This is a genomic window from Mycobacterium sp. 5-140-3-2 (assembly GCF_035666375.1).
Taxonomy (GTDB): Bacteria; Actinomycetota; Actinomycetes; order Mycobacteriales; family Mycobacteriaceae; genus Mycobacterium; species Mycobacterium intracellulare.
The window spans coordinates 4,114,441-4,139,731 of record NZ_CP142025.1; the positions used below are offsets into that span (position 1 = coordinate 4,114,441).

The 25,291-nt window shown below is 68.9% G+C and carries 23 protein-coding genes; 12 read left to right on the top strand and 11 right to left on the bottom strand.

Annotation, left to right across the window (positions count from 1 at the left end):
- Window positions 1–479 precede the first annotated feature (479 nt).
- Entirely contained in the window at window positions 480–1,034 is a 555-nt protein-coding gene (locus P6281_RS19080; protein WP_008259185.1) for an NAD(P)H-dependent oxidoreductase, read from the bottom strand.
- A gap of 91 nt (window positions 1,035–1,125) precedes the next feature.
- Here P6281_RS19080 and P6281_RS19085 point away from each other — a divergent pair, with 91 nt between their 5' ends.
- Together P6281_RS19085 and P6281_RS19090 are read left to right on the top strand one after the other, a co-directional pair.
- Window positions 1,126–1,740, top strand: a complete 615-nt coding sequence (locus P6281_RS19085; RefSeq protein WP_008259186.1) for a TetR/AcrR family transcriptional regulator — start codon at window positions 1,126–1,128, stop codon at window positions 1,738–1,740.
- Window positions 1,741–1,748: 8 nt separating this feature from the next.
- Window positions 1,749–2,792 (top strand): DNA polymerase IV, encoded by a 1,044-nt coding sequence (locus tag P6281_RS19090; protein ID WP_008259187.1) that lies wholly within the window; start codon window positions 1,749–1,751, stop codon window positions 2,790–2,792.
- Here the strand turns inward: P6281_RS19090 and P6281_RS19095 are convergent.
- Together P6281_RS19095 and P6281_RS19100 are read right to left on the bottom strand one after the other, a co-directional pair.
- Window positions 2,727–3,668, bottom strand: coding sequence for an SDR family oxidoreductase (locus P6281_RS19095; RefSeq protein WP_008259188.1), 942 nt, complete (start codon window positions 3,666–3,668; stop codon window positions 2,727–2,729). The genes P6281_RS19090 and P6281_RS19095 overlap by 66 nt on opposite strands.
- Before the next feature lie 37 nt (window positions 3,669–3,705).
- Window positions 3,706–4,341 (bottom strand): TetR/AcrR family transcriptional regulator, encoded by a 636-nt coding sequence (locus P6281_RS19100; RefSeq protein WP_008259189.1) that lies wholly within the window; start codon window positions 4,339–4,341, stop codon window positions 3,706–3,708.
- A gap of 113 nt (window positions 4,342–4,454) precedes the next feature.
- Here P6281_RS19100 and P6281_RS19105 point away from each other — a divergent pair, with 113 nt between their 5' ends.
- Entirely contained in the window at window positions 4,455–5,930 is a 1,476-nt protein-coding gene (locus P6281_RS19105; RefSeq protein ID WP_008259190.1) for a cytochrome P450, read from the top strand.
- Between the two features lie 119 nt (window positions 5,931–6,049).
- On the opposite strand, the gene P6281_RS19110 is transcribed toward P6281_RS19105, so the two are convergent.
- Window positions 6,050–6,544 (bottom strand): hypothetical protein, encoded by a 495-nt coding sequence (locus tag P6281_RS19110; protein ID WP_008259194.1) that lies wholly within the window; start codon window positions 6,542–6,544, stop codon window positions 6,050–6,052.
- Between the two features lie 713 nt (window positions 6,545–7,257).
- Between P6281_RS19110 and P6281_RS19115 the strand changes: the two genes are divergently transcribed.
- Window positions 7,258–7,458: a hypothetical protein gene (locus P6281_RS19115; protein ID WP_008259198.1), complete on the top strand. Its 201-nt coding sequence runs from the start codon at window positions 7,258–7,260 to the stop codon at window positions 7,456–7,458.
- A 49-nt stretch (window positions 7,459–7,507) separates the two neighbouring features.
- On the opposite strand, the gene P6281_RS19120 is transcribed toward P6281_RS19115, so the two are convergent.
- The 3 genes from P6281_RS19120 to P6281_RS19130 form a co-directional block, all read right to left on the bottom strand.
- Window positions 7,508–8,500, bottom strand: a complete 993-nt coding sequence (locus P6281_RS19120; protein ID WP_014385519.1) for a sensor histidine kinase — start codon at window positions 8,498–8,500, stop codon at window positions 7,508–7,510.
- 129 nt (window positions 8,501–8,629) lie between these two features.
- Entirely contained in the window at window positions 8,630–10,087 is a 1,458-nt protein-coding gene (locus P6281_RS19125) for a FadR/GntR family transcriptional regulator (RefSeq protein ID WP_008259202.1), read from the bottom strand.
- An 18-nt stretch (window positions 10,088–10,105) separates the two neighbouring features.
- Window positions 10,106–11,299 carry a thiolase family protein gene (locus P6281_RS19130; protein ID WP_043955818.1) on the bottom strand — a complete coding sequence of 398 codons (1,194 nt, stop codon included), beginning with the start codon at window positions 11,297–11,299 and terminating at the stop codon, window positions 10,106–10,108.
- 62 nt (window positions 11,300–11,361) lie between these two features.
- Here P6281_RS19130 and P6281_RS19135 point away from each other — a divergent pair, with 62 nt between their 5' ends.
- Complete coding sequence (locus tag P6281_RS19135) at window positions 11,362–11,697, top strand: Zn-ribbon domain-containing OB-fold protein (protein ID WP_008259204.1); 336 nt, start codon at window positions 11,362–11,364, stop codon at window positions 11,695–11,697.
- A 9-nt stretch (window positions 11,698–11,706) separates the two neighbouring features.
- Here the strand turns inward: P6281_RS19135 and P6281_RS19140 are convergent, their stop codons facing one another.
- Together P6281_RS19140 and P6281_RS19145 are read right to left on the bottom strand one after the other, a co-directional pair.
- Window positions 11,707–13,884 (bottom strand): acyl-CoA dehydrogenase, encoded by a 2,178-nt coding sequence (locus P6281_RS19140; RefSeq protein ID WP_201358890.1) that lies wholly within the window; start codon window positions 13,882–13,884, stop codon window positions 11,707–11,709.
- Between the two features lie 128 nt (window positions 13,885–14,012).
- Window positions 14,013–14,780, bottom strand: a complete 768-nt coding sequence (locus P6281_RS19145; protein WP_008259206.1) for an SDR family NAD(P)-dependent oxidoreductase — start codon at window positions 14,778–14,780, stop codon at window positions 14,013–14,015.
- A 112-nt stretch (window positions 14,781–14,892) separates the two neighbouring features.
- Here P6281_RS19145 and P6281_RS19150 point away from each other — a divergent pair, with 112 nt between their 5' ends.
- The 3 genes from P6281_RS19150 (at window position 14,893) to P6281_RS19160 (ending at window position 18,708) form a co-directional block, all read left to right on the top strand.
- Window positions 14,893–16,422: an ATP-dependent DNA ligase gene (locus P6281_RS19150; protein ID WP_008259207.1), complete on the top strand. Its 1,530-nt coding sequence runs from the start codon at window positions 14,893–14,895 to the stop codon at window positions 16,420–16,422.
- 82 nt (window positions 16,423–16,504) lie between these two features.
- The gene (locus P6281_RS19155) at window positions 16,505–18,031 is read left to right on the top strand and encodes an Hsp70 family protein (RefSeq protein ID WP_202284459.1); all 1,527 of its coding nucleotides are present in this window, start codon (window positions 16,505–16,507) and stop codon (window positions 18,029–18,031) included.
- Between the two features lie 14 nt (window positions 18,032–18,045).
- On the top strand, window positions 18,046–18,708 hold the full coding sequence (locus P6281_RS19160) for a nitroreductase family protein (protein ID WP_202285040.1): 663 nt from the start codon (window positions 18,046–18,048) through the stop codon (window positions 18,706–18,708).
- A 3-nt stretch (window positions 18,709–18,711) separates the two neighbouring features.
- On the opposite strand, the gene P6281_RS19165 is transcribed toward P6281_RS19160, so the two are convergent.
- Window positions 18,712–19,677 (bottom strand): LLM class F420-dependent oxidoreductase, encoded by a 966-nt coding sequence (locus tag P6281_RS19165; protein ID WP_014942711.1) that lies wholly within the window; start codon window positions 19,675–19,677, stop codon window positions 18,712–18,714.
- Between the two features lie 499 nt (window positions 19,678–20,176).
- On the opposite strand from P6281_RS19165, the gene P6281_RS19170 reads away from it, so the two are divergent.
- From P6281_RS19170 to P6281_RS19185, 4 genes are read left to right on the top strand one after another with little or no spacing between them, the layout of a single operon-like run.
- Window positions 20,177–21,385 (top strand): acetyl-CoA C-acetyltransferase, encoded by a 1,209-nt coding sequence (locus P6281_RS19170; RefSeq protein ID WP_225336798.1) that lies wholly within the window; start codon window positions 20,177–20,179, stop codon window positions 21,383–21,385.
- Window positions 21,382–22,164 carry an enoyl-CoA hydratase/isomerase family protein gene (locus P6281_RS19175; protein WP_043955270.1) on the top strand — a complete coding sequence of 261 codons (783 nt, stop codon included), beginning with the start codon at window positions 21,382–21,384 and terminating at the stop codon, window positions 22,162–22,164. Before P6281_RS19170 ends, P6281_RS19175 begins: the two co-directional genes overlap by 4 nt.
- Window positions 22,161–23,306 carry a CaiB/BaiF CoA transferase family protein gene (locus P6281_RS19180; protein WP_014383040.1) on the top strand — a complete coding sequence of 382 codons (1,146 nt, stop codon included), beginning with the start codon at window positions 22,161–22,163 and terminating at the stop codon, window positions 23,304–23,306. Before P6281_RS19175 ends, P6281_RS19180 begins: the two co-directional genes overlap by 4 nt.
- Window positions 23,307–24,602, top strand: a complete 1,296-nt coding sequence (locus P6281_RS19185) for an acyl-CoA dehydrogenase family protein (RefSeq protein ID WP_014383041.1) — start codon at window positions 23,307–23,309, stop codon at window positions 24,600–24,602.
- Here P6281_RS19185 and P6281_RS19190 read toward each other — a convergent pair.
- Window positions 24,599–25,270, bottom strand: a complete 672-nt coding sequence (locus P6281_RS19190; RefSeq protein ID WP_008259228.1) for an MspA family porin — start codon at window positions 25,268–25,270, stop codon at window positions 24,599–24,601. The genes P6281_RS19185 and P6281_RS19190 overlap by 4 nt on opposite strands.
- Between the last annotated feature and the right edge of the window lie 21 nt (window positions 25,271–25,291).

Consider the following 25,291-nt stretch of genomic DNA (forward strand, 5'->3'; position numbering starts at 1 on the left):
CTTTTGGACTGCGTCTTTGCTAGGTTCAGCGATCCGGCAGGCGCCCAGATTCCCGTCCTGCGGCGACCAGTGCCGAAGACCTGTCTTCGACCACTTCGCGCCGATTTCGGGGGGTTCACCGAGCCTGGCTGGCTTGGCGATCCTGGGATCCGCCGGTGCATCGAAACACTACACCTAGTGGCTGACAAGATGTCGAGATACAAGATGTTCTGAATAACATTTCTGAAATTCCCTGGTCGTGAGGCCTGTGTCGAACAAATTCGGGAACCCGCCCCGGCGTGTCGCAGATCACACGCCGACGCCAAGTCGCCTCCGGGTATCGGTATAGCAGCGGCCACCGACAACCCCGGTTTCGAACCGCTGGCCACGACGGGCCTACCGACAGCTAGCAAAGCCGCCAGACGGTGCTGGCGGCTTTGGCTATTCGTCGGCGGCAACCCCGCTGGTCACCTCCCGGACGGCTTGTCGACTTCTGCCAATCAGCCGGCTTCGGCGGCGAGCTTGCCCACCACGTCGCGCACGTTCGCCGACAGCTCGGCATGCTCGGCGGGCGGCCTGCCTTCCAGCGTCTTGAACGGCACGGACAGTTTGATCGAATCGACGACCCGCGCGCCGGCGATGCCGAAGGACTTGCGGGTCTCGTCGTGCGCCCACACCCCGCCGTACTGGCCGAAGGAGCCCCCGATGACGGCCAGCGGCTTGCCCTTCAGCGCGCCGTCGCCAAACGGGCGCGACAGCCAGTCGATCGCGTTCTTGACCACCGCCGGGATGCTGCCGTTGTACTCGGGTGTGACCACCAGGGCGGCGTCGGCGTCGGCCGCCGCGGCCCGCAGCGCGGCCACCGGGGCCAGCGGCGGGGCGTCGGCGTTCATCGCGTCGTCGATCTCCTCGTTGTAGAACGGCAGGTCGGCGAGCCCCTCGAAGAGGGTGACGCTGACACCGTCGGAGGCGACCGCCGCCGCCAATTCGGCGATCTGGCGGTTGATCGACGCCGCGCGCAGGCTTCCCACTAACGCCAAGATTTTGATTGCCACTCTCGCAGTTCCCTTCGGTCGTTGGTATACATCCTCGCACGACCTAAACGGACTGTGGTCCGATTTATTCCTCCGGCGTTAAAGTGCAAGGGTGAGCGGCGTCGAACGGTCGGGCGAGTTGCCGATGTGCGTGCCGCAGCTGCCGGCGCAGGAACGGGGCGACGCCCTGCGCAACCGCGCGCTGTTGCTGGATGCGGCGCGTCGCCTGGTCGCCGAGCGCGGGGCCGACGCCGTCACCATGGACGACGTCGCCGCGGCCGCCGGCGTCGGCAAGGGCACCCTATTCCGCCGGTTCGGCAGCCGGGCCGGCCTGATGATGGTGCTGCTCGACGAGGACGAACGCGCCAGCCAGGAGGCGTTTCTGTTCGGTCCCCCGCCGCTGGGGCCCGACGCCCCGCCGTGGGATCGGCTGGTGGCCTTCGGCCGGGAACGGATGCGCTTCGCCCACACCCATCACGCGCTGCTGTCGGCGGCCAACCGCGACCCGCGGACCCGTTACGGGCCGCCGGCCGCCGTCCTGCGCAGGCACGTGCGCGTGCTGCTGGCCTCGGCGGAGACGTCCGGCGACCTCGTGGTCCAGGCCGACGCCCTGCTCGCCCTCCTCGACACCGACTACGTGGAGCATCAGCTGAACGACGGCGGTCACACCCTGCAGACATTGGGCGACGCGTGGGAAAGCTTGGCGCGCAAGCTTTGTGGGAGGTGAACGTCGGCATGTCCGCGGCGGCGCGCGACTGGGTCCTGCACGTGGACCTCGACCAATTCCTGGCATCGGTCGAGTTGCGCCGTCGCCCCGAATTGGCCGGGCTGCCCGTCATCGTCGGCGGCAGCGGTGATCCCAGCGAACCGCGCAAGGTCGTCACCTGCGCGTCCTATGAGGCCCGGGAATTCGGTGTGCGGGCGGGCATGCCACTGCGCGCGGCGGCCCGCCGCTGCCCGGATGCGACCTTCCTCCCCTCCGACCCGGCCGCCTACGACGCGGCGTCCGGTGAAGTCATGGGCCTGCTAAGGGATCTGGGCCATCCGGTGGAGGTGTGGGGATGGGACGAGGCCTACGTCGCCGTCCACGCCGAGGACCCCGGCGAGGTGGCACAACAGATCCGCAGCGTCATCTCCACCGAAACCGGACTGTCCTGCTCGGTCGGCATCAGCGACAACAAGCAACGCGCCAAGGTCGCCACCGGATTCGCCAAGCCCGACGGCGTTTTCGTGCTCACCGATGCGAATTGGATGGCGCTGATGGCCGACCGTCCGGTCGACGCGCTGTGGGGCGTGGGGCCCAAGACCGCGAAAAAACTTGCGGATCTTGAGATTACGACGGTGTGGCAACTGGCCCACAGCGACGCCGAGTTGTTGACGGCCACGTTCGGGGCGCGCACCGGGCTGTGGCTCCTGCTGTTGGCCAAGGGTGGGGGTGACAGCCACGTCAGCGCCGAGCCGTGGGTGCCGCGCTCGCGCAGCCACGTCGTCACCTTTCCCCGCGACCTCACCGATCGCGCCGAGATGAACGCGGCCGTTACGGGTTTGGCCGAACAAGCGCTGGACGACGTGCTGGCCGAAGCGCGGGTCGTGACGCGGGTGGCGGTCACCGTGCGAACCTCAACCTTCTACACCCGCACCAAGATTCGCAAACTCGACGCGCCCACCACCGATCGCGACACGATCGTCGCTGCCGCCTTGCGCGTCCTGGATTTATTCTCCCTCGACCGCCCGGTCCGCCTGCTCGGGGTGCGGCTGGAGTTGCTCATGCCGGACTAGCGGCGCCGGGTTGGGTGGGCCCGGCCGCAGCGCGCGGGTGAAGATCACGTTCACCTGGCGCATGGCGACGCTATAGGGCCACCACGCAAGCCTTTTGAACGCGTAGAGCGCCCGAATGTCGGCCGAGGTGTAGATCAGGTATCGGTTCTTGGCCACGCCGGCAAGGATCTTTTCGGCGGCCTTCTCAGGCGACACGGCGTGGCCGGCGAATCGCCGTATCCACCGGGCGACGTTGGGATCCTCGCGGTCCACACCGGCGATCTCCACGGTCCCCACCAGCGGGGTGTTCACCGCGCCGGGCACCACCAGCGACACCCCGATGCGGTGGCGGGCCAAATCGAAACGCAGCACCTCCGAGACGCCGCGCAGTCCGTACTTGCTGGCGCTGTAGGCGGCGTGCCAGGGCAGGGCGACCAACCCGGCCGCCGAGGACACGTTGACCAGATGGCCGCCCCGCTTGGCCGCCACCATCGGCGGCACGAACGTCTCGATGACGTGGATCGGGCCCATCAGGTTGATGGCGACCATCTTGCTCCACTGCTCGTGGGTCAGCCGGTCGACGGTGCCCCAGGCGGATACGCCGGCGATGTTGAGCACCACGTCCATGGCCGGATGCGCGGCGTGGATGTCGGCGGCGAACGCGGCCACCTGGTCGTAGTCGGCGATATCGAGCGCCCGATGCTCCCGGACCTGCGCGCCCAGCGCGCGCGCGTCGGCCACCGTCAGTGCCAGACCGTCGGAGTCGCGGTCGGTCAGGTAGAGCTCGGCCCCCTGGGCGGCGAGCCGCAATGCCGTCGCGCGGCCGATGCCGCTGGCCGCGCCGGTGACAAAGCACCGCTTTCCCGCGAAATACCGCCCGGACGCCTTGTTCGCCATGGCGGTGACGATACCGCCGGTATCACCCAGACCGGCGCTAGGGACGGCCGGACCACAGGGCGTGCAGCCACAACTGCTCGAGCACGCGCACCCGTCGGTCACGGTCGCTGTCGGATCCGGTCAGAACCGGGTCGCCGGTCAACACCAGCGCGGTGGTACCCGTCAGGGTGCGGATCAGCGTCGGAAGATCGTCGCTGATCGGCCTGGCGGTCCCGGCCTTCATCTCGGCCTCGACGATGGCGACGATCTGCGCCAGCACCACCTCGAACTGCTGGTCGAGCAGGTCGCGGATCTCCACGTCGGTGTGGCGGGCCTCGTTGCAGGCGGTCACCACCGGATCGTTGTGCTCGTAGACGGCGGCGGCGCTGCCGACCATCCGCTTGGCGAACTCCTCGGGTGACTCGCCCGCCTGGCGTGGCGCGAAGTACTGGGTGAGTTCCTCGAGCTCTTCGGTGGCCTCCGCCATCAGCTGTGCCAGCACGGCGTATTTGGAGTCGAAATAGAAGTAGAAGCCCGAACGGGCGACCCCGGCGCGCAGGCTGATGGTGCTGACGGACAACTCGGCGAACGGTTTTTCCTGCAGCAGTTCGCGCACGGCCTCCACGATCGCCTGGCGTTGCTTGTCGCCACGCCGACGCGCGCCCGGCTCCGGATTGGCGGGGTGGCTGCTCACTCCCTGACCTTGCACCACGCCGCGCAAAAAGCAAACTTGACAGCCGTCAAGTTTTTCAGCGAAGGTAATAATCAGTGACCGCTGTCACCCCGAGGGCACGCAAAGGAGCGTCTATGACCACCATCAGCACTCCGCACTACCTGCTGGATCAGGCGCGGCGCCGATTCACCCCGACGCTGAACACCATCCCCGGCATGGGGGCGATCGAGAAGCGTCTGCTCGCCCACGAGTGGGACACGAAAGTCCTGGCGGAACCGCCCGCCGGCAGCGACCTGAAGCCCGTGATGGGTGACGCCGGGCTCCCGATCCTCGGCCACATCATCGAATTGTTTCGCGGCGGCCCGGACTACGCGTTGTACCTCTACAGGAACAAGGGCCCGCTGATCTACCTCGATTCGCCGATCATGCCGGCGGTCACGGCGCTGGGGCCCGACGCCACCCAGGCCGTGTTCTCCAACCGCAACAAGGACTTCTCGCAGAAGGGCTGGCACCCGGTGATCGGGCCGTTCTTCAACCGCGGGCTGATGATGCTGGACTTCGACGAGCACATGTATCACCGGCGCATCATGCAGGAGGCGTTCACCCGCAGCCGCCTGACCGGGTACGTCGAGCACATCGACCGCGTGGCGACCGACATCGTCGCCGGCTGGCCGACCAACGACGCCCGATTCCTGTTCCACCCGGCGATGAAGGAACTCACCCTCGACATCGCGTCCTTGGTGTTCATGGGGCACGAGCCAGGGTCCGACCACGACCTCGTCACCAAGGTCAACCAGGCGTTCACCACCACGACCCGCGCCGGTGGGGCGATCATCCGGCAGCCGGTTCCGCCGTTCAAGTGGTGGCGTGGCCTGCGCGCCCGCCAGCTGCTCGAGGACTACTTCAACGAGCGGGTTAAGGAGCGCCGCAACGCCACGGGCAACGACATGCTCACGGTGCTGTGCCACACCGAGGACGACGACGGCAACAGCTTCACCGACGAAGACATCGTCAACCACATGATCTTCTTGATGATGGCCGCCCACGACACCTCCACGTCGACGACCACCACGATGGTCTACAACATGGCCGCCAACCCGGAATGGCAGGAGCGGGCGCGCGAGGAGTCGGCCAGGCTCGGCGACGGTCCGCTGGACATCGAGTCGCTGGAGAAGCTGGAAACGCTCGAACTGATCATGAACGAATCGCTGCGGATGGTGACGCCGTTGCCGTTCAACATGCGGATGGCGGTGCGCGACACCGAGCTGCTGGGCCATTACATCCCGGCCGGCACCAACATCACCATCTGGCCCGGCATGAACCACCGACTGCCCGAATTGTGGACGGAGCCAGACAAATTCGACCCCGAGCGGTTCGCCGAACCGCGCTCGGAGCACAAGAATCACCGCTACGCCTTCGCACCCTTCGGCGGCGGCGCGCACAAGTGCATCGGCATGGTGTTCGGTCAGCTGGAGGTCAAGACCGTGGTGCACCGGCTGCTGCGCCGCTACCGCATCGAGTTGGCCCGGCCGGGCTATCAGCCGCGCTGGGATTACGGCGGCATGCCGATTCCGATGGACGGCATGCCGATCGTGCTGCGCCCGCTCTGAACTTCCGCGACGGCGTGTCACCGTCTCCGCCGGCGCGGTAGAGCCCGAGTTTCATTTGCGCTACCACCGGCGCTAGCGCAAATGAAACTCCCCTAGTTGGTTGCACGGGGTGCGCGGCATCAGTCGACCGCGAGCAACCGGTTGGCGCAGGCGATGACCGCGCGCAGCGCCGACTGCGTCGGATCGTCCGAGAGGCCCATCGCCCACTCGGCGCGGGCACCGTCGCTGCCGCGGATGAAAGTGGCTGTGCCGGTGGGCGACTGCATCTGATGGAAGTTCACGATTTCGACGGTGATCCCGCGCTGATGCAGCATCGCGGTCAGGGCCGCGATCGGGCCGCTGGCGGCCACGGTCGCGGTGCCGATGCGGTCGCTCAGGGCGATCACGGCCTGGAAGTTGCGGGCCTGCGGGCCGGGTCGCACCGCGCCCGTGCACTCCCATTGGCCTAGCCGCAGGGGTCCCGTGCTGCGCCCGTAGGTCGCGAGGAAGGTCTCCCAGGACATGGCGTCGGCCTGCTCCCGCAGCCCGCGGGGCAACGAGACGCCGAAACGATCGCCAAACCACACGGTGGCGGCGTCGAGATGTTGGAGCGGGTTGCGCTCGGGAAAAGTCATGGTGCCGGTCTTCTCTAGTCAGCTGGTGCGACCGACGGCAGTAGCTTCCGACCCACAGCGGGGGGTCGGTCAGAATCAGACCCCGCTGCGGGTGCTAGCTACTACGAAACGCGCGAGAAGACGCATGAGCGTTGACATTAGCCCCCTTCGCTCCGCGCCTTCAACCCCCATACGACCGTACAAAAAAATATAGGAAATAATACGAATAGTTTGGTTTGGGCGGGGTTGACAGGGGGTAAGAAGCCGGGTAACAGTCAATTAGACGGCTGTTGAACTATCCCCTCACCTGAAAGGCACGATCATGAAGTCAACGCCCACTCGGAACACCCTCAAAGCTGTCGCCGCGGCCGTCGGGCTGGCCGCAGCTTTGCTTGGACTGACGGGATGCGCGCCGACCACCAGCACGACTGGCTGCGATGGAGTCGTTGGCTGCTTGCTCTAAAGGGTCACGATGGGTAGCCCGCTGGGGAGGACCGAGCGGACGTCGTCCTCAGCGGAGACAACCTATGACGCTTGATCGATCGCAGTCGGCACCCGACGCCGTCATCATCTAACGATGTCGCACGAGCGCCGCCTCGGTCGAAACATGTTTCCAATGCCATTGCGCAGCGGGCGATTCAGCCTGCTCGTGACATATCCAGCCACTTCTCACTTAACACTGGTGAGACGTAACAGGTGTCCATAAGTCCTTAACGCATCTGAAAGGGACGATTATGACCTCATTGAAGACGAAAGCCTTTAAAACTGCCGCGGCGGCTACGGGGCTTGCCGCGGTATTGCTGCTGCCCACGGGATGCACGATGACCCCGGCCGACGCACCCGCCAGCGGCGGCACCCTTGGTGGCACCGTCGGCGGTGTGGTGGGTGGCGTGATCGGCGACGTCGGCGGAATTGTAGGCGGGTTGCTCCCCTAGCCGTTCACCACAAACGACCCGCCGGATCCCCTTGCCGGCGGGTCGTTTGTTACCCAGCCGGCTCGGGTGCGGGCTCAAACCGCAGGTACGCCTGAATTGTCGTTCCCGTCCTGGCGGTATGCGTGCGCACCAAATCCGAAATGGCGTTGACCAAGTACAGGCCGCGGCTGGCGGGGCCGCACGGACCCGGGTCGAGGCGGCCCACCAGCGGATCGTCGAGCTGTCCGGTGTCGCGGGCCTCGCACACCAGATATCCGTCGTCTTTCCAGAACGCCAACCGGCAGGCGCCCCCGGTGTACATCAGGCTATTGGTGGCCAACTCGGTGGCGACCAGCTGCAGATCCTCGATGCACTCCTGGGAAAGCCCCATCCACCCCGCATAGTCGACGGCGAACGAGCGGGCGGGCCGAAGATCCGCTGACTTCCTCACCATGTAGGTGACGGCGCCGGGATTCGCGGCCAACGGCTGGTTGCAACGCTGCAGCACTTCGTTCGGCGCGTAGTCCGGGCTGCGGTGCAGCGCACCGCTTTTCCACAACAACGGGTGCGTCGCTCGGGCATCCATCAGGACTTCGTCGCCGATCGCGCTCGCGTCGTAGAGGCACAGGCTTGTCGCCGGGTATGCGTCCATCGCCGTGTTGACCAGCGCTTCGTGCTCGATGCAGGCGACGAACTCCTCCTCGGTGCGGCCCGGCCACGCGAGCTGGCTGACGATCCGCACCCGCCGATCCGGGTGCTCGTCGATGAACGCGCCCTCCATCGCCATGAACCGGCTCGGGTTCCGGGCGGCCTCGGTGACGTCGGTCATGTACACGTCGACCGGCAACGCCTCGCCGTCGTACAACTCGCCCTGCAGCAGGGCCAGGGTCTCGGGAGGCACGGCGAGCAGCACCGCCTCGCCTGACGCCAAACCGTCGCCGACGAAGCGGCCCACCAAGTCCAAAAACTCCTGCTGAGAGTGATAAATCAGTGCGGAGTGGACGAAACCGTATTGTCTGGTTTCGGTATCCGCCGTCACTTCAGCGCTCTCGCTTTCGATCACTTGCGCCAACCCCCTGCTGGATCGGCTGTCGCCCATCCCCCCTTCCAGTACCCAAGACGGGCCTTCGCTATGCCGCGCAACAGATCACATTTGCGCGCACACCCGGGGGGGCGACATCGGGCGGCGCGATCACAGCCACCAGGAGGCGGCGGCATCGAGGTGACGGCGGAGGCGATAGCAGGCGACGCTCTCGTCGGCGGCCTCCACCGCCTCGACAATGCGCAAGTGAGCGTGGTGCACGGCCAGCACGTCCGACCAGGTGGGCAGCGCCTGCCCGGTGCTCGACCAATGCCGGCGGAACAACTCGACGATGATCCGGAGGAACAGGTCGAGCAGCGCGTTGCCGGCCAGCTGCGCCAACCCGACGTGGAAATTGAATTCCTCCGCGATCGCCCGCCGGACGTCGTCGGGCGTCGGCTGCGCGGCGTCCGGCAGCCGTGACCGATGCGCAACGAGGAATGCCGCCACCTCGGGCTCGTCGAGCCGCTTGACGACCTTGGCGACGTTGTCGATCTCGATGGCGTCGCGGACGCACCGTAGGTCTTCGCGGCTCGGGTCGCGGTACTGCAGGTACAACGCGATCGTGTCGATGCTGGCCTGGGCAGCGGGTTCGGCGATGACGAGTCCGCCGCCGGGTCCGCGGCGCATGTGGGCGATCGAGTGGTATTCGAGCAGGCGCACCGCCTCGCGGAACACCGCGCGGCTCACCCGGTAGCGCGCCAGCAGGGCCGCCTCGGTGCCGAAGACCGACCCGACGTGCCAGCCGCTGGCGGCGATGTCGTCGCCGATGGTGACGGCCAGCATCTCGGCCAGCTTGCCGCGGGGCATCTCGGAATCGAGACGCCGCCGCCGCGTGCGCCCGCGGACCCTGTCGCCGGGATGGTGCCGTTGCAGCCAGCCCGTCACCGCCTCGACGTGTCGCTCGGACAGCGTCTTGGCGCGCGCGGAATCACCGGCCGTGACGGCGGCGACGATCTTGGAGTGGTGGGCGTGCAGGTGTTCGACGGCCTCGATGGCCTCGGTCGCCGAGTCCGTTCGCGACGCCAGCGCGTAGCGCGTGGTGAGCCGCATCAGGACGTCGATAAACAGTTGCAGCACGGGATTTTTCGATTGCTCGGCCAGCGCGATGTGGAACTCGTCGCGCGGCGCCGGCAAGCCCGGCTGCCACTTTTCCTCGGCGTCTAAAACGGCCCGCAGCCGCGCGATGCCGGCTTCGTCGATGCGCTCGGCGGCGAGCGAGGCCGCCAACGGCTCGAGCACCAGACGCGCGTTGAGCAGATCGCCCAGCGTCGTGCCCAGATATTCGAGATAGATGACGACGGCGCGGGTGGCGGGCCCGGCGTCGGGCTCACAGATGTACAGCCCGCCGTTGGGGCCGCGCCGCATCCTTGCGACCTGGTGGTGCTCGACCAGGCGAACGGCCTCGCGCAGCACCGATCGGCTCACGCCGAAGCGTTGTTGCAGGGCGAGTTCGGATCCCAGCGATTCGCCGACGGCCCAGCCGCGGCGGACGATGTCCGCCTCGATGTCGCGGGCGAGGATCGACGCCAGTTTGTCCGCGTGGCCGGCCTTCAGGTCCTCACTCATCTGAGCTCAATCACACGCTCAACAGGTGAGCAGCATGCACCCCGCGACGGGCCCACCGCCGACGGAAACGACGCCGACCTCCGGGCGGCGGGCGACCTGCCGCCCCCCCGCGTCGCCGCGCAGTTGCAGGCACCCCTCGTGCAACGCCCAGTAGCCGTGCATGCGCCCCGCCGAGAGTTGGCCGCCGTAGGTGTTCAGCGGCAGCAGGCCGTCGCGGGCGATCCGCGCGCCGCCTTCGACGAAGGGCCCGGCCTCGCCGTCCCCACACACACCGAGGGCTTCCAGCCACGCCAGCGTGAGATAGGTGAATCCGTCGTACAACTGGGCGACGTCCAGATCGGCGGGCCGCAGCTGCGTCCGCGACCACATCTGCGCCGTGGCGTCCGACATCGCCATCTTCGGGTAGTCGTCGCGGTGAAACCAGCCACCGGCGCCGTCGGATCCGCCGATCGCCTCCACCCGCACCGCGCGGTGCGGACAGTCGGCGCCGTACTCCGCGCGGGACACCACCACCGCGATCGAGCCGTCGATCGGGACGTCGCAGTCCAGCAGTCCCAGCGGGGTGGAGACCGGCCGCGCCCCCAGGTAGTCGGCCATCGTCATCGGATCCCGGTACACCGCACGGGGATTCAGCGCGGCGTTGCGCCTGCCGTTGAGCGCTATCCACCCCAGCTGCTCTTTGGTGGTCCCGTACAGCTCCATGTGGCGACGACAGTTCAGCGCCAGCCAGTTGGCGGCCGAATAGGCCTGCGCCGCAACCAGATCGTTGACGTCGTCCATCGCCCCGACGGCGGGCTTCGGCTCGCCCTCGGGTGTCTCGAACATCCGCGCCAAGGGAGGGGCGGGAGCGTTCTCTTCCTGCTTGACCGGGACGGTGCCGCCGAGCATCTGGATCGTCCGGTACACCACCACGTGCCGGGCTCGGCGTTCGGCGACCGCGCGGCAGGCCGACATCACCGGCGACAGCAGGCCGCCGGTGCCGAACCCGGATCCGCAGTCCGCGGCGTCGATGCGCAGTTGCGCGTTGACGTCTTCGGCGGGTGTGTCGCCGAGCGTGGCGATCCCGTCGATGTCGGTCGCGGCCAATCCGGCGTCCTCGATGGCCCCGCGCACCGCCTCCATCGTCAGCTCCAGGCCCGGAATGCCGGTGCGACGGCCGATCCGCGAGATCCCGATGCCGGACAAGATCGCGTCTTTTTCGAAATGCGTCATGTACACCGCCCGTCAGACCACACCGTCGCCGCGTCGAATCAATTGAGTGTACTGTATTCGTCGTGTCAGACGGGGCGCTGCTCATCGAGTACTGCGACGGCTGCGCGCGCTGGGTGCATCCGGCGAGCGGCGAATGCCGCGAGTGCGGGGGCTCGCTGGTGGCGCGCGAGGTGTCGGGGCGCGGCACGGTGTTCACCTACACGGTCAACCACCACCCGTACAACCCGGAGATCCCCACCCCCTACGTCATCGCCATCGTCGAACTCGCCGAGCAGCGTGGCCTGCGGGTGGCGGCCAATATCGTTGACTGCGAACCCGATTCGGTGACCTGCGGGATGCCGGTCACGCTCCGCCCGGAGCGGGGCGCCGCCGGTGCGCCGCAGTTCGCGCCGGCGTGAGCCGCGGAATCAGTTGATCAGCGGGTCGCGCGGCATGCCGAGGATTCGCTCGGCGATCTGATTGCGGGTCACCTCGGAGGTGCCGCCGGCGATCGCCATGCCGCGCGCTCCCATCATCAGCCGGCCGGCCAGGGCGCCGGCGCCGTCGAGCAGCGCGACCTCGGGACCCAGCAGCGCCGCCATGATCGCGGCGCCTTCCACCATGTGCTCGGCCAGCTTCAGCTTGGTCACGTTGCCCTCGGGGCCCGGGCCCGCGCCTTCGACGCTGCGCGCGGCGCGCCGCAGGTTCAGCAGGCGCAGTGCGGTCTCCCCGGCCAGATAGTTCCCGACCCGAACGTGCCCGCCCGCCAACCGATCCGGGCGTTGCTGGGTCAGCTGCACCAGTTGCGAGGCCAGGCCCTCGTAGAACGACCCGCTGCCCCCGATGCTGACCCGCTCGTTGCCCAGCGTGGCGCGGGCGACCGTCCAGCCGGAGTTGGGCTCCCCGACGACGTCCTCGTCGGGCACGAACAGGTCGTTGAAGAAGACCTCGTTGAAGTCCGAGCCGCCGGTGATCTGCCGCAGGGGCCGCACCTCGACCTCAGGTGCTTTCATGTCGACGATCACCGTGGTGATGCCGGCGTGCTTGGGGGCGTCGGGGTCGGTGCGCACGGTGGCCAGCCCACGCGCGCAGTAGTGCGCCCCGCTGGTCCACACCTTCTGGCCGTTGATCTTCCAGCCACCGTCGACGCGGGTGGCCCGCGTCTTGATGGACGCGGCGTCCGAGCCGGCGTCGGGTTCGGAGAACAGCTGGCACCAGATCTCGTCCTTGCGCAGCGCCTTCTCCACGAATCGTTCGATCTGCCAAGGCGTTCCGTGCTGGATGAGGGTCAGGATCACCCACCCGGTGATCCCGTAGTCGGGCCGCTTGATACCGGCCGCGCGGAACTCCTCCTCGATCACCAGCTGCTCGACGGCGTCGGCGGCGCGTCCCCACGGCTTGGGCCAGTGGGGCATCACGTAGCCGGTCTCGATCAGCTTGTCGCGCTGGGCGTCCTTGTCCAGGGCGGCGATCTCGGCGACGTCGGCGCGGACGCCGGCGCGGAGTTCTTCGGCCTCGGGAGGCAGGTCGAGGCTGTTTTCGCGGACGGCGCCGGCGGCGGTGCGCTCGAAGACGTCGGCGGCCGGGGCGTCACCACCGAACAGCGCCGTGGTCACCACGGCACGCCGCAGGTGCAGGTGCGCGTCGTGTTCCCAGGTGAAGCCGATGCCGCCGTGCACCTGGATGTTGAGTTCGGCGTTGCGGACGTAAGCCGGGAACGCCAGCGCCGCGGCCGTCGCGGCGATCAGGCGGAATTGCGCCTCGTCCTCCGAGGCGTCCTCGCCCGCCGCGCGGGCGGCGTCCCAGACGGCGGCGATCCCGGACTCCGCGCCCACCAGCATGTTCGCGCAGTGATGCTTGACCGCTTGGAAGGTGGCGATGGTGCGCCCGAATTGCTGGCGCACCTTGGCGTAGTCGACGGCCGCCTCGACGCAGTCCGACGCCCCGCCGACCGCCTCGGCGGCCAGCAGGGTGCGCGCCCGGGCCAGCGCCGACTGCCGCGCCCCCGCCAGGATGTCGTCGTCGGACACCCGCACGTCCTGCAGGCGCACCCGGCCGGATCGCCGTGTCGGATCGAAGTTTTCCGGCACCTCGACCGAAACGCCGGCGCGGTCGCGCTCGAGCACGAGCACGTCGTCGCCGGCGGCGATCAGCAGCAGCTCGGCAAGGCCGGCGCCCAACACGATTCCGGCCTCGCCGTTCGCGACGCCGTTGGCGACCTGCACCTGGCCGTCGAATCCGACGCCCGCGGTGACCGTTCCGTCGATCAGGCCGGGCAGCATCCGCGACTTCTGTTCGGCCGCACCGTCTTTGGCGATCACCGCCGACGCGATCACCGTCGGCACGAAGGGCCCCGGCGCCACCGCGCGGCCGAGCTCTTCGATCACCACCACCAGTTCGGGCAGCCCGAAGCCGGAGCCGCCGTACTCTTCGTCGACGTGCAGGCCGAGCCAGCCCAACTCGACCAGGTTCTGCCAGAATCCGGGCCGGGGCTCGTCGGTGGCATCGAGCAGCGATCGCGCCGCCCAGCGCGCCTTTTGCGCGGTCAGGAACCCGCGAGCCACCTCGGCGAGTTCACGATGGTCGTCGGTTAATGCGATTCCCATGAGGGGCCCTCCTCGCGCGCCGCATGCCAGCCGGGTGTGATTGCTGGGTGCCTGCCCCGCTTCGAGGGGAAGCGGGGCGGCTGGCTAAAGAGTGTACTTAATGCGGGGAGGGCCCCAACGGGCGGCGCCTACTTGGGGGCGAACCGCTGCCCGGCGTCCAGGCGCAGGCATTGGCCGTTGAGCATCGGGTTGTCCACGATGGCGGCCACCAGCTTGGCGTACTCCTCGGGACGGCCCAGCCGCTTGGGGAAGGCCGCGTCTTTGGTCAGCGCCGCCGCGAATTCGTCGGGAATGCCCTGGGTGAGGCCCGTCGCGAAGAGGCTCGGGGCGATCCCCAGCACCCTGATGCCCACCGAGCCCAGGTCACGCGCCATGGTCAGGCACATACCGGCGATGCCCGCCTTGGCGGCGGTGTAGGCGACCTGCCCGATCTGGCCCTCGAAGGCCGCGATCGACGCGGTGTTGATGATGACGCCGCGCTCGCCGGTGTCGGGGTCTTCGGGCTCGTTCTTCGCCATGTGCGCGGCGGCGAGCCGGCTGATGTTGAAGGTGGCGATGAGATTGAGGTCGATCACCGACTGGAAGGATTCGAGGTCGTGCGGCCCGGACTTGGTCAGGGTCCGCTTGGCGATCCCGCCACCGGCGGTGGTGATCACGACGTGCAGCCCGCCGAGCTTGTCGACCGCGGCCTGCAGTGTCTCCTCGGTGCCGGTGAAGTCGGTGACGTCGACGGGATAGAAGGTACCGCCGATGCCTTCGGCCACCGTCTTACCGTCGGAGCCTTCGCGGTCGAGCACCGCGACGTCCGCGCCGCGATCGTGCAGCAGCTCGGCGCTGGCGCGACCCATCCCCGAGGCGCCGCCGATGACGACGACCTTCTTTCCTTTGATCTCCATCCGGACCTCCCATTTGTTGCTTGTCAGAATCGAAGCAATCTGTAACGTTACGTAGGCACGCTAGCGTGTCCGCTCCGGACGCTTGTCACCGAGCCATGCCAAGCTGGCAACCGTGCTCCTCCTCGACGTGGCAAAGGCGTCCACCGACGTCGGAAGCACGTCGTCGCGGCTGAGAAAAGTCGCCCACATCGCCGACCTACTGGCGCGGGCCGCACCCGATCCCGCCCTCGTCATGATCGTCGTGTCCTGGCTGTCCGGCGAGTTGCGCCAGCGCCAGATCGGGGTCGGCTGGGCGGCGTTGCGCTCGCGCCCGCCGCCGGCCTCCCACGCCACGCTGACCGTGGGCGCCGTCGACGCCACCTTCTCCGAGATCGGCGCCGTGTCCGGCAAAGGCGCACAGGCGCGCCGCGCCGCGCTCCTTACCACCCTGTTCGCCGCCGCCACCGAAGCCGAGCAGACGTTCCTGCTGCGACTGCTCGGCGGCGAACTGCGCCAGGGCGCGCTGGCCGGAATCATGGCCGACGCCGTGGCCAAGGCCGCCGGGATCCCGGCGGCCGCTGTGCAGCGGGCCGCGATGCTGGGCGGGGACCTGCCCGCGGTCGCGGCGGCGGCCCTGTCCGGCGAACCCGCCGCCCTGCAGGCCTTCACCCTGCGCGTCGGCCGCCCGGTCGGCCCGATGCTGGCGCAGACGGCGCCCAGTGTGGCCGACGCGATCGAACGCCACGGCGGGCGGGCGATTTTCGAGGCCAAGCTGGACGGGGCGCGAGTGCAGATCCACCGCTCCGGCGACCAGGTCACCGTCTACACCCGAAGCCTCGACGATGTCACCGCCCGGGTGCCCGAGGTGGTGGAGGCGACGCTGGCGCTGCCGGTGAACGACCTGATCGCCGACGGCGAGGCGATCGCGCTGCGGCCCGACAACCGGCCGCAGCGCTTCCAGGTCACCGCCTCCCGGTTCGGCCGCTCGGTCGATGTCGCCGCGGCCGTTGCCGCACAACCACTTTCGGTGTTCTTCTTCGACATCCTGCACCGCGACGGCGTCGACCTGCTCGACGCGCCGACCACCGACCGGCTGGCCGCCCTGGACGCGTTGGTGCCGCCCGCGCAGCGGGTCGATCGGCTGCTCACCTCCGACCCCGTGGAGGCCGGCGCCTTCCTGGACGCGACGCTGGCCGTCGGCCACGAGGGTGTGATGGCCAAGGCGCCGGACGCGCAGTATCAGGCCGGCCGCCGCGGGGCGGGCTGGCTGAAGGTCAAGCCGGTGCACACCCTGGACCTGGTGGTGCTGGCCGTGGAATGGGGGTCGGGGCGCCGCCGCGGCAAGCTTTCCAACATCCATCTGGGCGCCCGCGACCCGGACAGCGGCGAATTCGTCATGGTGGGAAAGACTTTCAAGGGCATGACCGACGCCATGCTGGACTGGCAGACCGCCCGGTTCACCGACCTGGCGATCGGCGGGACGGACGGCTACGTCGTGCACGTAAGACCCGAGCAGGTGGTCGAGGTGGCCCTGGACGGCGTGCAGAAATCGTCGCGCTACCCCGGCGGGCTGGCGCTGCGGTTCGCCCGCGTGGTGCGGTATCGCGACGACAAGGGCCCCGCCGAGGCCGACACCATCGACGCCGTGCGCGCGCTGTACTAGGCGAGGCCTTTCTTACAGGCGACCGGACGCGCCGAACGAAAAGGTTGTGCCCAAGCCCGAGGCGCGGTCCTAAACTTGCGCGATGAGAGTCGGCATCGACTTTGGCACCACCCACACCGTCGTCGCGGCCGTCGATCGAGGCAACTATCCCGTCGTCTCCTTCGACGGCGTCGACGCGTGGCCGTCGATCATCGCCGCCAATGCCGCCGGCGAGTTGCGCTTCGGCGCCGACGCCGCGGCCGTCCGGCACGATCCGGGGTGGTCGGTGCTGCGCTCGTTCAAGCGTCTGCTCAACGACGCCGGCCCGCAGACCCAGGTCAACCTGGCCGGGCGTGACTACCGCCTGGCCGATCTGCTCACCGGGTTCCTGGCGCAGCTCAAAACCGACCTGCAGCGTCACTCCAACGCCGACCTGGCCTCCGGCGAACCGATCGAAGCCGCGATCAGCGTGCCGGCCAACGCCTCGAGCGCCCAGCGCCTCCTCACGCTGGACGCCTACGTGGCCGCGGGATTCCGCGTCGTCGCCCTGCTCAACGAGCCGTCGGCGGCCAGCCTGGAATACGCCCACCGGTACCGCTCCACCATCACCGCCAAACGCGAACACGTCCTCATCTACGACCTGGGCGGCGGCACGTTCGACGCCTCACTGCTGAAGATGACCGGGCACGCGAACGAGGTCGTCGTCAGCGAGGGCATCCAGCGGCTGGGCGGTGACGACTTCGACGAGGCCATCGTCGAGCTGGTGCTGGCCGGCGCCGGCCGGCCCGTCGTCGACGCCGCCACGCGCGACCTGCTCGCCGAGGAATGCGCCACCCGCAAGGAGGCGGTCGGGCCGCAGACGCGACGCTTCCTGGTGGACCTCTCCCCCGTCGATCGTCCCCCGTTCTCCTGCCCCATCGACGACGTCTACGCGGTGTGTGCGCCGCTGGTCGACCGCACGATGGAGCTGCTCGACCGGGTCCTGCGCGACCCGGCGCGCGGCCACAAGGACGTGGACCTCTCGAAGGTGGCGGGCATCTACGTCGTCGGGGGCGCGGGCGGTTTCCCGCTGGTGTCCCGGATGCTGCGCAGCACCTTCGGCGACAAGCGGGTCAAGCGCTCGCCCCACCCCTTCGCCGCCACGGCCATCGGCCTTGCCGTCTTCCTCGACAAGGAATCGGGTTTCGCGCTGTCCGAACGCTTTTCGAGAAACTTCGGCGTCTTCCGGGAGGCGGAGGCCGGCGCCGGGGTCGTGTTCGACCCGATCGTGTGCAAGGACGTCTCGCTTCCCGACGACGGCCGATCCCCGCTGGTGGTGAAGCGCAGATATCGGGCGGCGCACAACATCGGGCACTTCCGGTTCGTGGAGTGCAGCCGCCTGGTCAACGGGCGGCCGGACGGCGACGTCACGCCGTACGACCCGGTGCTGTTTCCGTTCGACCCTGCCCTGCGCGACCGGGACGACCTCGGGCGTCAGCCGGTCGGCCGCTGGGCGGAGGGGCGGGACGGCCCCGATGTCGAGGAGCGCTACGTCATCGCCCCCAGCGGGGCGGTGGAAGTGACCCTGACGACGCACCCGGCCGGGTTCGAGCGCACCTTCCGCCTGGAGCGGTGCGGGTCGGCGAGTTGATGAGCCGCCCCGGCATGCAGCTCTACGACGTGATGCGAACGGCGTTCGCCGCAAGGGAATTCACCGACGATCCGCTGCCCGACGAGGTGCTGGGGCGCATCTTCGACAACGCTCGCTTCGCGCCCAGCGGCGGCAACCGGCAGGGCGCCCACGTCACCGTGGTGCGCGACGCGGCGGTGCGGCGCAGGCTGGCCGAACTCGGGATGCCCGCCGCGCGCAGGTACTTCGCGCAGCTGCAGGCGGGTGAAAACCCCTGGAATTCAATCCATCCCAGCGCGGTGCCGCAGAAGGCCATCGAGGAGACGGAGATCCCCGACACGTTCGTCGCGCCGATCGCGAAAGCGCCTGTGGTTCTGGTGGTTTCGGTGGATATGACCGTCGTCGCCGCCCTCGATCAACATCTGGACCGCGTCGGCATCGCCGGCGGGGCGTCGGTCTATCCGCTGATTTGGAACATCCTGCTCGCCGCGCGCAGCGAGGGCTACGGCGGCACCATCACGACGATGGCCATCGCCGCCGAAGAGGACGTCCGTGGGCTGCTGGGCATCCCCGATCGGCATGCGGTCGCCGCGGTGGTGCCGCTCGGCAAACCGGTGCGGCAGCTGAGCAAACTGCGCCGCCGGCCGGTCGCGGAGTTCATCACCCGGGATCGGTTCGACGGCCCGCCGTTCGGCTGAGGTTCAGCGGGTTTCGCCGCGCAACTCGGGCAACACGGCTTGGCGCCACGCCGCGAAGAAACCGTCCATGTCGGGACCGATCTGCTGCACGTAGATCTCGTCGATGTCGGCGTCGATGTACTGGCGCACCTGCGCGACGTGCTTCTCGGGGTCCGAGCCGCAGGCGACGCTCTCGGCGACCGTCTCCGGTGGCACCAGCGACATGAGTGCGGCGAAATCCTTGGGCCGCGGCAGGATCTGGGAGGTCTGGCCGGGCAACCCCTCATTGGCCCACAACCGATGCGCCGTCTTGAGCGCGGCATCGGCGTCTCGATCCCAGCAGACCTTGGTCCCCGCCTGTACCGGTTTGTCGCCGCCGCCGGCCTCGCGGAATTGCTTGACCAGATCGCCGTCGGGCATGGCGATGCTGTACCCGTCGCCGATGCGGGCGGCCAGCTCCACGGCCTGGGGACCGAACGCGGACACGTAGATCGGCACCGGCTGCTCCGGCCGCGTGTAGACCCGCGCTTCCTGCACCTCGTAATGCTTTCCGTGGTGGCTCACCTCGCCACCCTGGTGCAGCTTGCGGATGACCTCGACCGCCTCCTCCAGCATTTCGAGGCGCACACCGGCGGACGGCCATGGGTCGCCGAGAATGTGCTCGTTGAGGGCCTCGCCGCTGCCCACCCCCAGCACGAAGCGCCCGTCGAGTTGCACCGCCGCTGTCGCAGACGCCTGCGCGATGACCGCCGGATGGATCCGGATGGTCGGGCAGGTCACCGCGGTGCTGACGGGCAGCGACGTCGCCTCCGAGAGGGCACCGATCACTCCCCACACGAACGGGCTTTGGCCCTGCTCGTCGTTCCAGGGGTGGTAGTGGTCGGAGATCCACAGCGCGTCGAAGCCGGCGTCCTCGGCGCGCTTGGCCTGGTCGATGAGCTCCTTGGGGCCGAATTGCTCGCAGGTGAGAAAGTATCCGATCTTGGTCATGGCGCCCGGCTACCCGCTCAGCGCCCGGTTATGCGCGGCCGATGGGGGTGGCGTGAACGGGGCTGCGGCGCAGCGTGTTTGCGCCCAACCGCGCGGCACGCAACATCGGCCTCATTGGTCGCGTCCCGGAAGGGCAGTAGCGAATGCCCACCTCCCAGCGACAACGGCACCGCGCCGGGCCCCCCGCACGACGGCACCGCGCCGGGCCCCCGCACGACGGCACCCCGCCGGGCCCCCGCACGACGTTGTCGCTAGGAGGCGGGCAAACAGCTTGCGCCCCCCGCCGGGCCGGTGTGGCAGATGTGACTGGGGCCCCCGCAGCGGCCCGCCGGCGCCACAGGCGGCGCTGGCCCCCGCACGCACCGCCCGCACAGCCCCGCGTCCCGCGAGAATCGCATCGCCAATTCGGAGAAGGTGGTTCTCCGCGGCCGAGAGACGATTTACGATCGCTGGTGACCTGAGCCCACCACGACGATCGGAGTCCGCCATCGACGCCTGGATTCTCGACGCGGTACGCACGCCGCGCGGGCGAGGCCGCCCCGACGGCGGACTGCACGCGGTGCACCCGCAGGCCTTGCTCGCGCGCTGCCTCACCGCGCTGGCCGAGCGGACCGACTTCGATCCGGTCGACGTCGATGACGTGATCGCCGGCAACGGCATCCTCAGCGGGGACCACGGCGACGACATCGCCCGAATGTCCGTTCTGTTGGCGGGGTGGCCGGAGACCGTGCCGGGGATGACGTTGAGCCGGTTCTGCGGCTCGGGCCAGCAGGCCGTCACCGTTGCGGCGGCGGGCATCGCCGCCGGCAGTGAGGATTTGGCGATCGCCGGCGGTGTCGAGTCGATGTCGCGGTGGGGGGTAACGGCCGGGGTCCCGACGATCGACGGCAACAATCCCGATCTTCGCGCAGTGTACCCGACTGTGCCACAAGGCATTTCGGCAGATCTGATCGCGACACTGGAGGGATTCGGCCGCGAGGTCGTCGACGCCTACGCCGCGCAGAGCCAGAGCCGCGCCGCCGTGGCCATCGAGGAGCGGCGCTTCGATCGTTCCCTGGTCGACGTGGCCGCACCCGCCGGCCGCTTGGAACACGACGAGCATCCGCGCCCGGGCACCACCACTGAGACGCTGTCACGCCTCACACCGGCCTTCGAGGCGATGGGGGCCGCGCGCGCCGACGGCGAGCAACGCACGTTCGACGAGATTTGCCTCGAGCGCTATCCCGGCGTCGACCGCATCGATCACGTGCACCACGCGGGCAACTCGTCCGGCGTGGTCGACGGCGCCGCCGCCGTGCTGCTCGCCTCCTCCAACTGGATGCACACCCACCGCGTGACCCCGCGGGCGCAGATCCGGGCGACCGCGGCCATCGGCAGCGAACCGATCATCATGCTCACCGCGCCCGGCCCCGCGGCGCAGCGGTGCCTGGAACGCGCCGGCATGACGGTGGCCGACATCGATCTGTGGGAGATCAACGAGGCCTTCGCCGCGGTCCCGCTCAAGACGATGCGCGATCTGGACATCGATCCCGACGTGGTCAACGTCAACGGCGGCGCGATCGCCCTCGGGCACCCGATCGGCGCCACCGGCGCCATGCTGATCGGCACCGTTCTCGACGAACTCGAACGTCGTGACCTGACAACGGGACTGGTGACCATGTGCACGGGCGGCGGGATGGGCACGGCGACGATCATCGAGCGGGTGTGAGGGTGCCGACCACGCTGGAGCTCGACCGGCCCGGTGACGGTGTCGCCGTCCTGCGTCTGAATCGCCCGCAGCGCCTCAACGCCATCAACGAGACGATGCAAACCGAATTGCGCGGCCTGCTCGGCGATTTGGCCGTCGACGCCACGGTGCGCGCCGTGGTGCTGACCGGCGCCGGACGCGGGTTTTGCGCGGGCATCGACGTGCGCGACTTCGGGCCGTCGATGCTCGAAGCCAGCGCGCCGGCGCTGGAGCGGATGCGCTTCCAGGAGAGGATGGCCGCCCTCGCCGAAGCGGTGCGCGCCCTGCCGCAGCCCGTCATCGCCGCCGTCAACGGCCCCTGTGTCGGCGCGGGCCTCGCGCTGTGCCTGGCCGCGGACATCCGAATCTGCTCGGCCGCCGCCACTTTCGGCAACGCCGCCATCCTGCTGGGGCTCTCCGGCGCCGAGATGGGCATGAGCTATCACCTGCCGCGCATCGTCGGCACCAGCGTGGCCGCCGATTGGATGCTCACCGGCCGCACGGTGTCGGCGACCGAAGCCGATCGGCGCGGGCTGGTCAGCGAAGTCGTCGCGGCGGATGGGTTGGCCGGCCGAGCGGTGGAGTTGGCCACGTTGATCGCGGGCCATGCCCCGCTCGGAGCGCAACTGACCAAGCGCGCCCTGCAGGTCAACACCGACGCCGCGAGCTTCGAGTCGGCGCTGGAACTGGAGAACCGCAACCAGGTGATCACGCACGCGACGGACGAGGCGGCCGAACGCCGCAAGAAGTGGTCTTCATGACCGGACCCCTGCGCGGCGTCCGCATCGTCATGATGGGCGGGCTGGGGCCCGCGCCGTTTTGCGGAATGTTGTTGGGCGACTTGGGCGCCGACATCGTGCGCATCGACGCCGTCGCGGGGGTCGACGCGCCATTGCCGATCGACTACACGGTCCGGCGCGGCCAGCGCTCGCTGGCCGCCGACGTGAAAGACCCCCGTGGGCGGGACCTGGTGCACCGGCTGGCCGCCGGCGCCGACGCCTTCGTCGACGTGTACCGCCCGGGGGTGGCCGAACGGCTGGGCATCGGGCCGGACGCGCTGACCGAGCGCAACCCGCGCCTGGTCTACGCCCGCATGACCGGGTACGGGCAGGACGGGCCGCTGGCCGGTCACGCCGGTCACGACATCAACTACCTGGCCCTCACGGGCGCGTTGCACGCCATCGGCACCGCCGAATCCCCGGTGCCGCCGCTGAATCTGATCGGCGACTACGGCGGCGGCGGAATGCTTTTGGCGGTCGGCCTGCTCAGCGCGATCCTCGAGGCGCGCGAGTCCGGGGTGGGTCAGGTGCTCGACGTCGCGATGGTCGACGGCGTGGCGACGCTGTTGGCGCCCTACTTCGGGATGCTGCCGGCCGGCACCTGGCGCGACGAACGCGAAGCCAATCTGCTCGACGGCGGCGCGCACTTCTACGGCGTCTACGCCACGGCCGACGGTGGTCACGTCGCCGTCGGCGCCATGGAGTCGAAGTTCTACGCCGAACTGTGCGATCGCCTCGGCGTCACCGTGCCCCAGGACGACGACGCCCCGGCCGCGTGGGCCGCGCACCGCGCCGCCCTGGCCGCCCGTTTCGCCGAGAAGCCCCGCGATGAATGGGAACGCATCCTCGACACGCCGGGATGCTGTGCCACACCGGTGCTTTCGCTGACCGAGGCGCCGCGGCATCCGCACCACGTCGCGCGGCGGACCTTCGTCGAACTCGACGGCATCACCCAGCCCGCGCCGGCGCCGCGCTTCTCCCGCACGCGACCGGCTACGCCGTCGGCCCCCGCGCTGCCGGGCGACCACACGCAAGCGCTGCTGCGCGAGGCGGGATTGGACGCGCAAACCATCGCCGAACTCGTCGACTCCGGCGTGGTGGCACAGAGCAAGAGGAGACGCTGAATGTCGTGGGACTTTTCCACCGACCCGGAATGGGCCGAGCAACTGGAATGGGTCGAAGGCTTCGTCCGCGAGGAATGTGAGCCGATCGACCTGATCGTCAAGGAGTCTCACGACCTGGGCGACCCCGTGCGCCAGGCGCTGATCCCGCCGCTGCAGGAGATCGTCAAGGAGCGCGGGCTGTGGGCCACGCACCTCGGCCCGCACCTGGGCGGCCCGGGCTACGGGCAGGTGAAGCTGGCGCTGCTCAACGAGATTCTCGGTCGCTCGGAGTGCGCTCCGATCGTCTTCGGATCACAGGCGCCCGACTCCGGCAACAGCGAGATCCTGGCGCACTACGGCACACCCGAGCTCAAGGCGCGCTACCTCGAGCCGCTGCTGGACAACCGCATCATCTCCTGCTTCTCGATGACCGAGCCGCAGGGCGGCGCCGACCCGAAGGTGTTTCGCACCACCGCGGTGCAAGACGGCGATCACTGGGTCATCAACGGGGAGAAGTGGTTCTCGTCGTTCGCCTCCATGGCGTCCTTCCTCATCGTGATGGCGATGACCGACCCCGACGCGCCGCCGTACCAGCGCTACTCGATGTTCGTCGTTCCCGGCGACACCCCCGGCATCAACGTGCTGCGCGACGTGGGACTGGGCTACCAGCCCACAGGCGGCGGGCGCGAGGGCTATGTCCGCTACGAAAACGTCCGCGTGCCGGCCGATCACATGCTTGGGCCGCGCGGCGGGGCGTTCGTCGTCGCGCAGACCCGGCTGGGCGGTGGGCGCATTCACCACGCGATGCGCACGGTGGGGCTGGTCCGCCGGATCTTCGACATGATCTGCGAGCGGGCGGCATCGCGCTACACCCAGGGCGAGGTCCTGGCCAACAAACAACTCGTGCAGCAGATGGTCGCCGACTCATGGATGGAGATCGAGGCCTTCCGGCTGCTGACCCTGCAAACCGCTTGGAAGATCGACCAATTCAACGACTACCACGCCGTGCGGGCCGACATCTCGGCGGTCAAGGCGATGATGCAGAAGGTGCTGCACGACGTCTCCTCGCGGGCGCTTCAGCTGCACGGGTCGCTGGGCACCACCCACGAGATGCCCTTCGTGCAGTACCTGGTGGAGTCGTTCGTGCTCGGGCTGGCCGACGGCCCGACCGAGGTGCACAAGGTGACGCTGGCGCGGCTGTTGCTGAAAGACCGCGAGCCCGCACCCGACCTGTTCCCCTCCGAGCATTTGCTGCGGCTGCGCGCGGCGGCGGAGGAAAAGTTCGCCGACAAGCTGGCGGGCATCCCCCGCGGCTAAACCGCTTTCGTGACGCCCACGTAGGACAGCACCACGTCGGATAGGTCGGTCTGGCGGGTCAGCACCGCATAGGAGCGGATGAACGACTGGCCCACGCAGCCGTCGATCTTGACGTGAAAGTTGCTGATCATCACCCAGGGATTCGCGCCCTTGAACTGCTTCTTGATCACCGGCACCACGATCACCAGGCCCGGCTTGAGTCCCACGCTCATCACGCCGTTGATGGGTGCCGACACGAACGGCAGCAGGGGCGGCAGCGTGCCGGTGGCGTCGAACGTCGGGCTGACGCCGGGGATGATCCCGGCGCCGCCCTCCATGATCACACCGTTGGAGGTGCTCATGTCGATCCCACAGCCGATCTGGTAGCCGACTTCCAGGACGCCGTGGGCCTCTTCGGGTCCGCGGAGCGAGCCGACGAAGATGCCGCTGGACATGTATTCGCGCGACGAGATCGCGGTGGTCAGCGGCGCTACCGGAACCTGCATCTCGTCCTTGGCGCCCAATCCCAGCGTCCAGCCGTCGGGGGTGTTCAGGATCGCGGGGGGATTCGAGGGCACCGCCGCGCCGGCCGGTGGCGCCGCATCGGGCGGGGCGGGACCGAGCTGGGGTTCGGAGTCGGCCGAGGGCGCCGCGATCACCGACATCGCGAGGCACACGGCGATAGCCATGGCACGACGGACGACGATGGC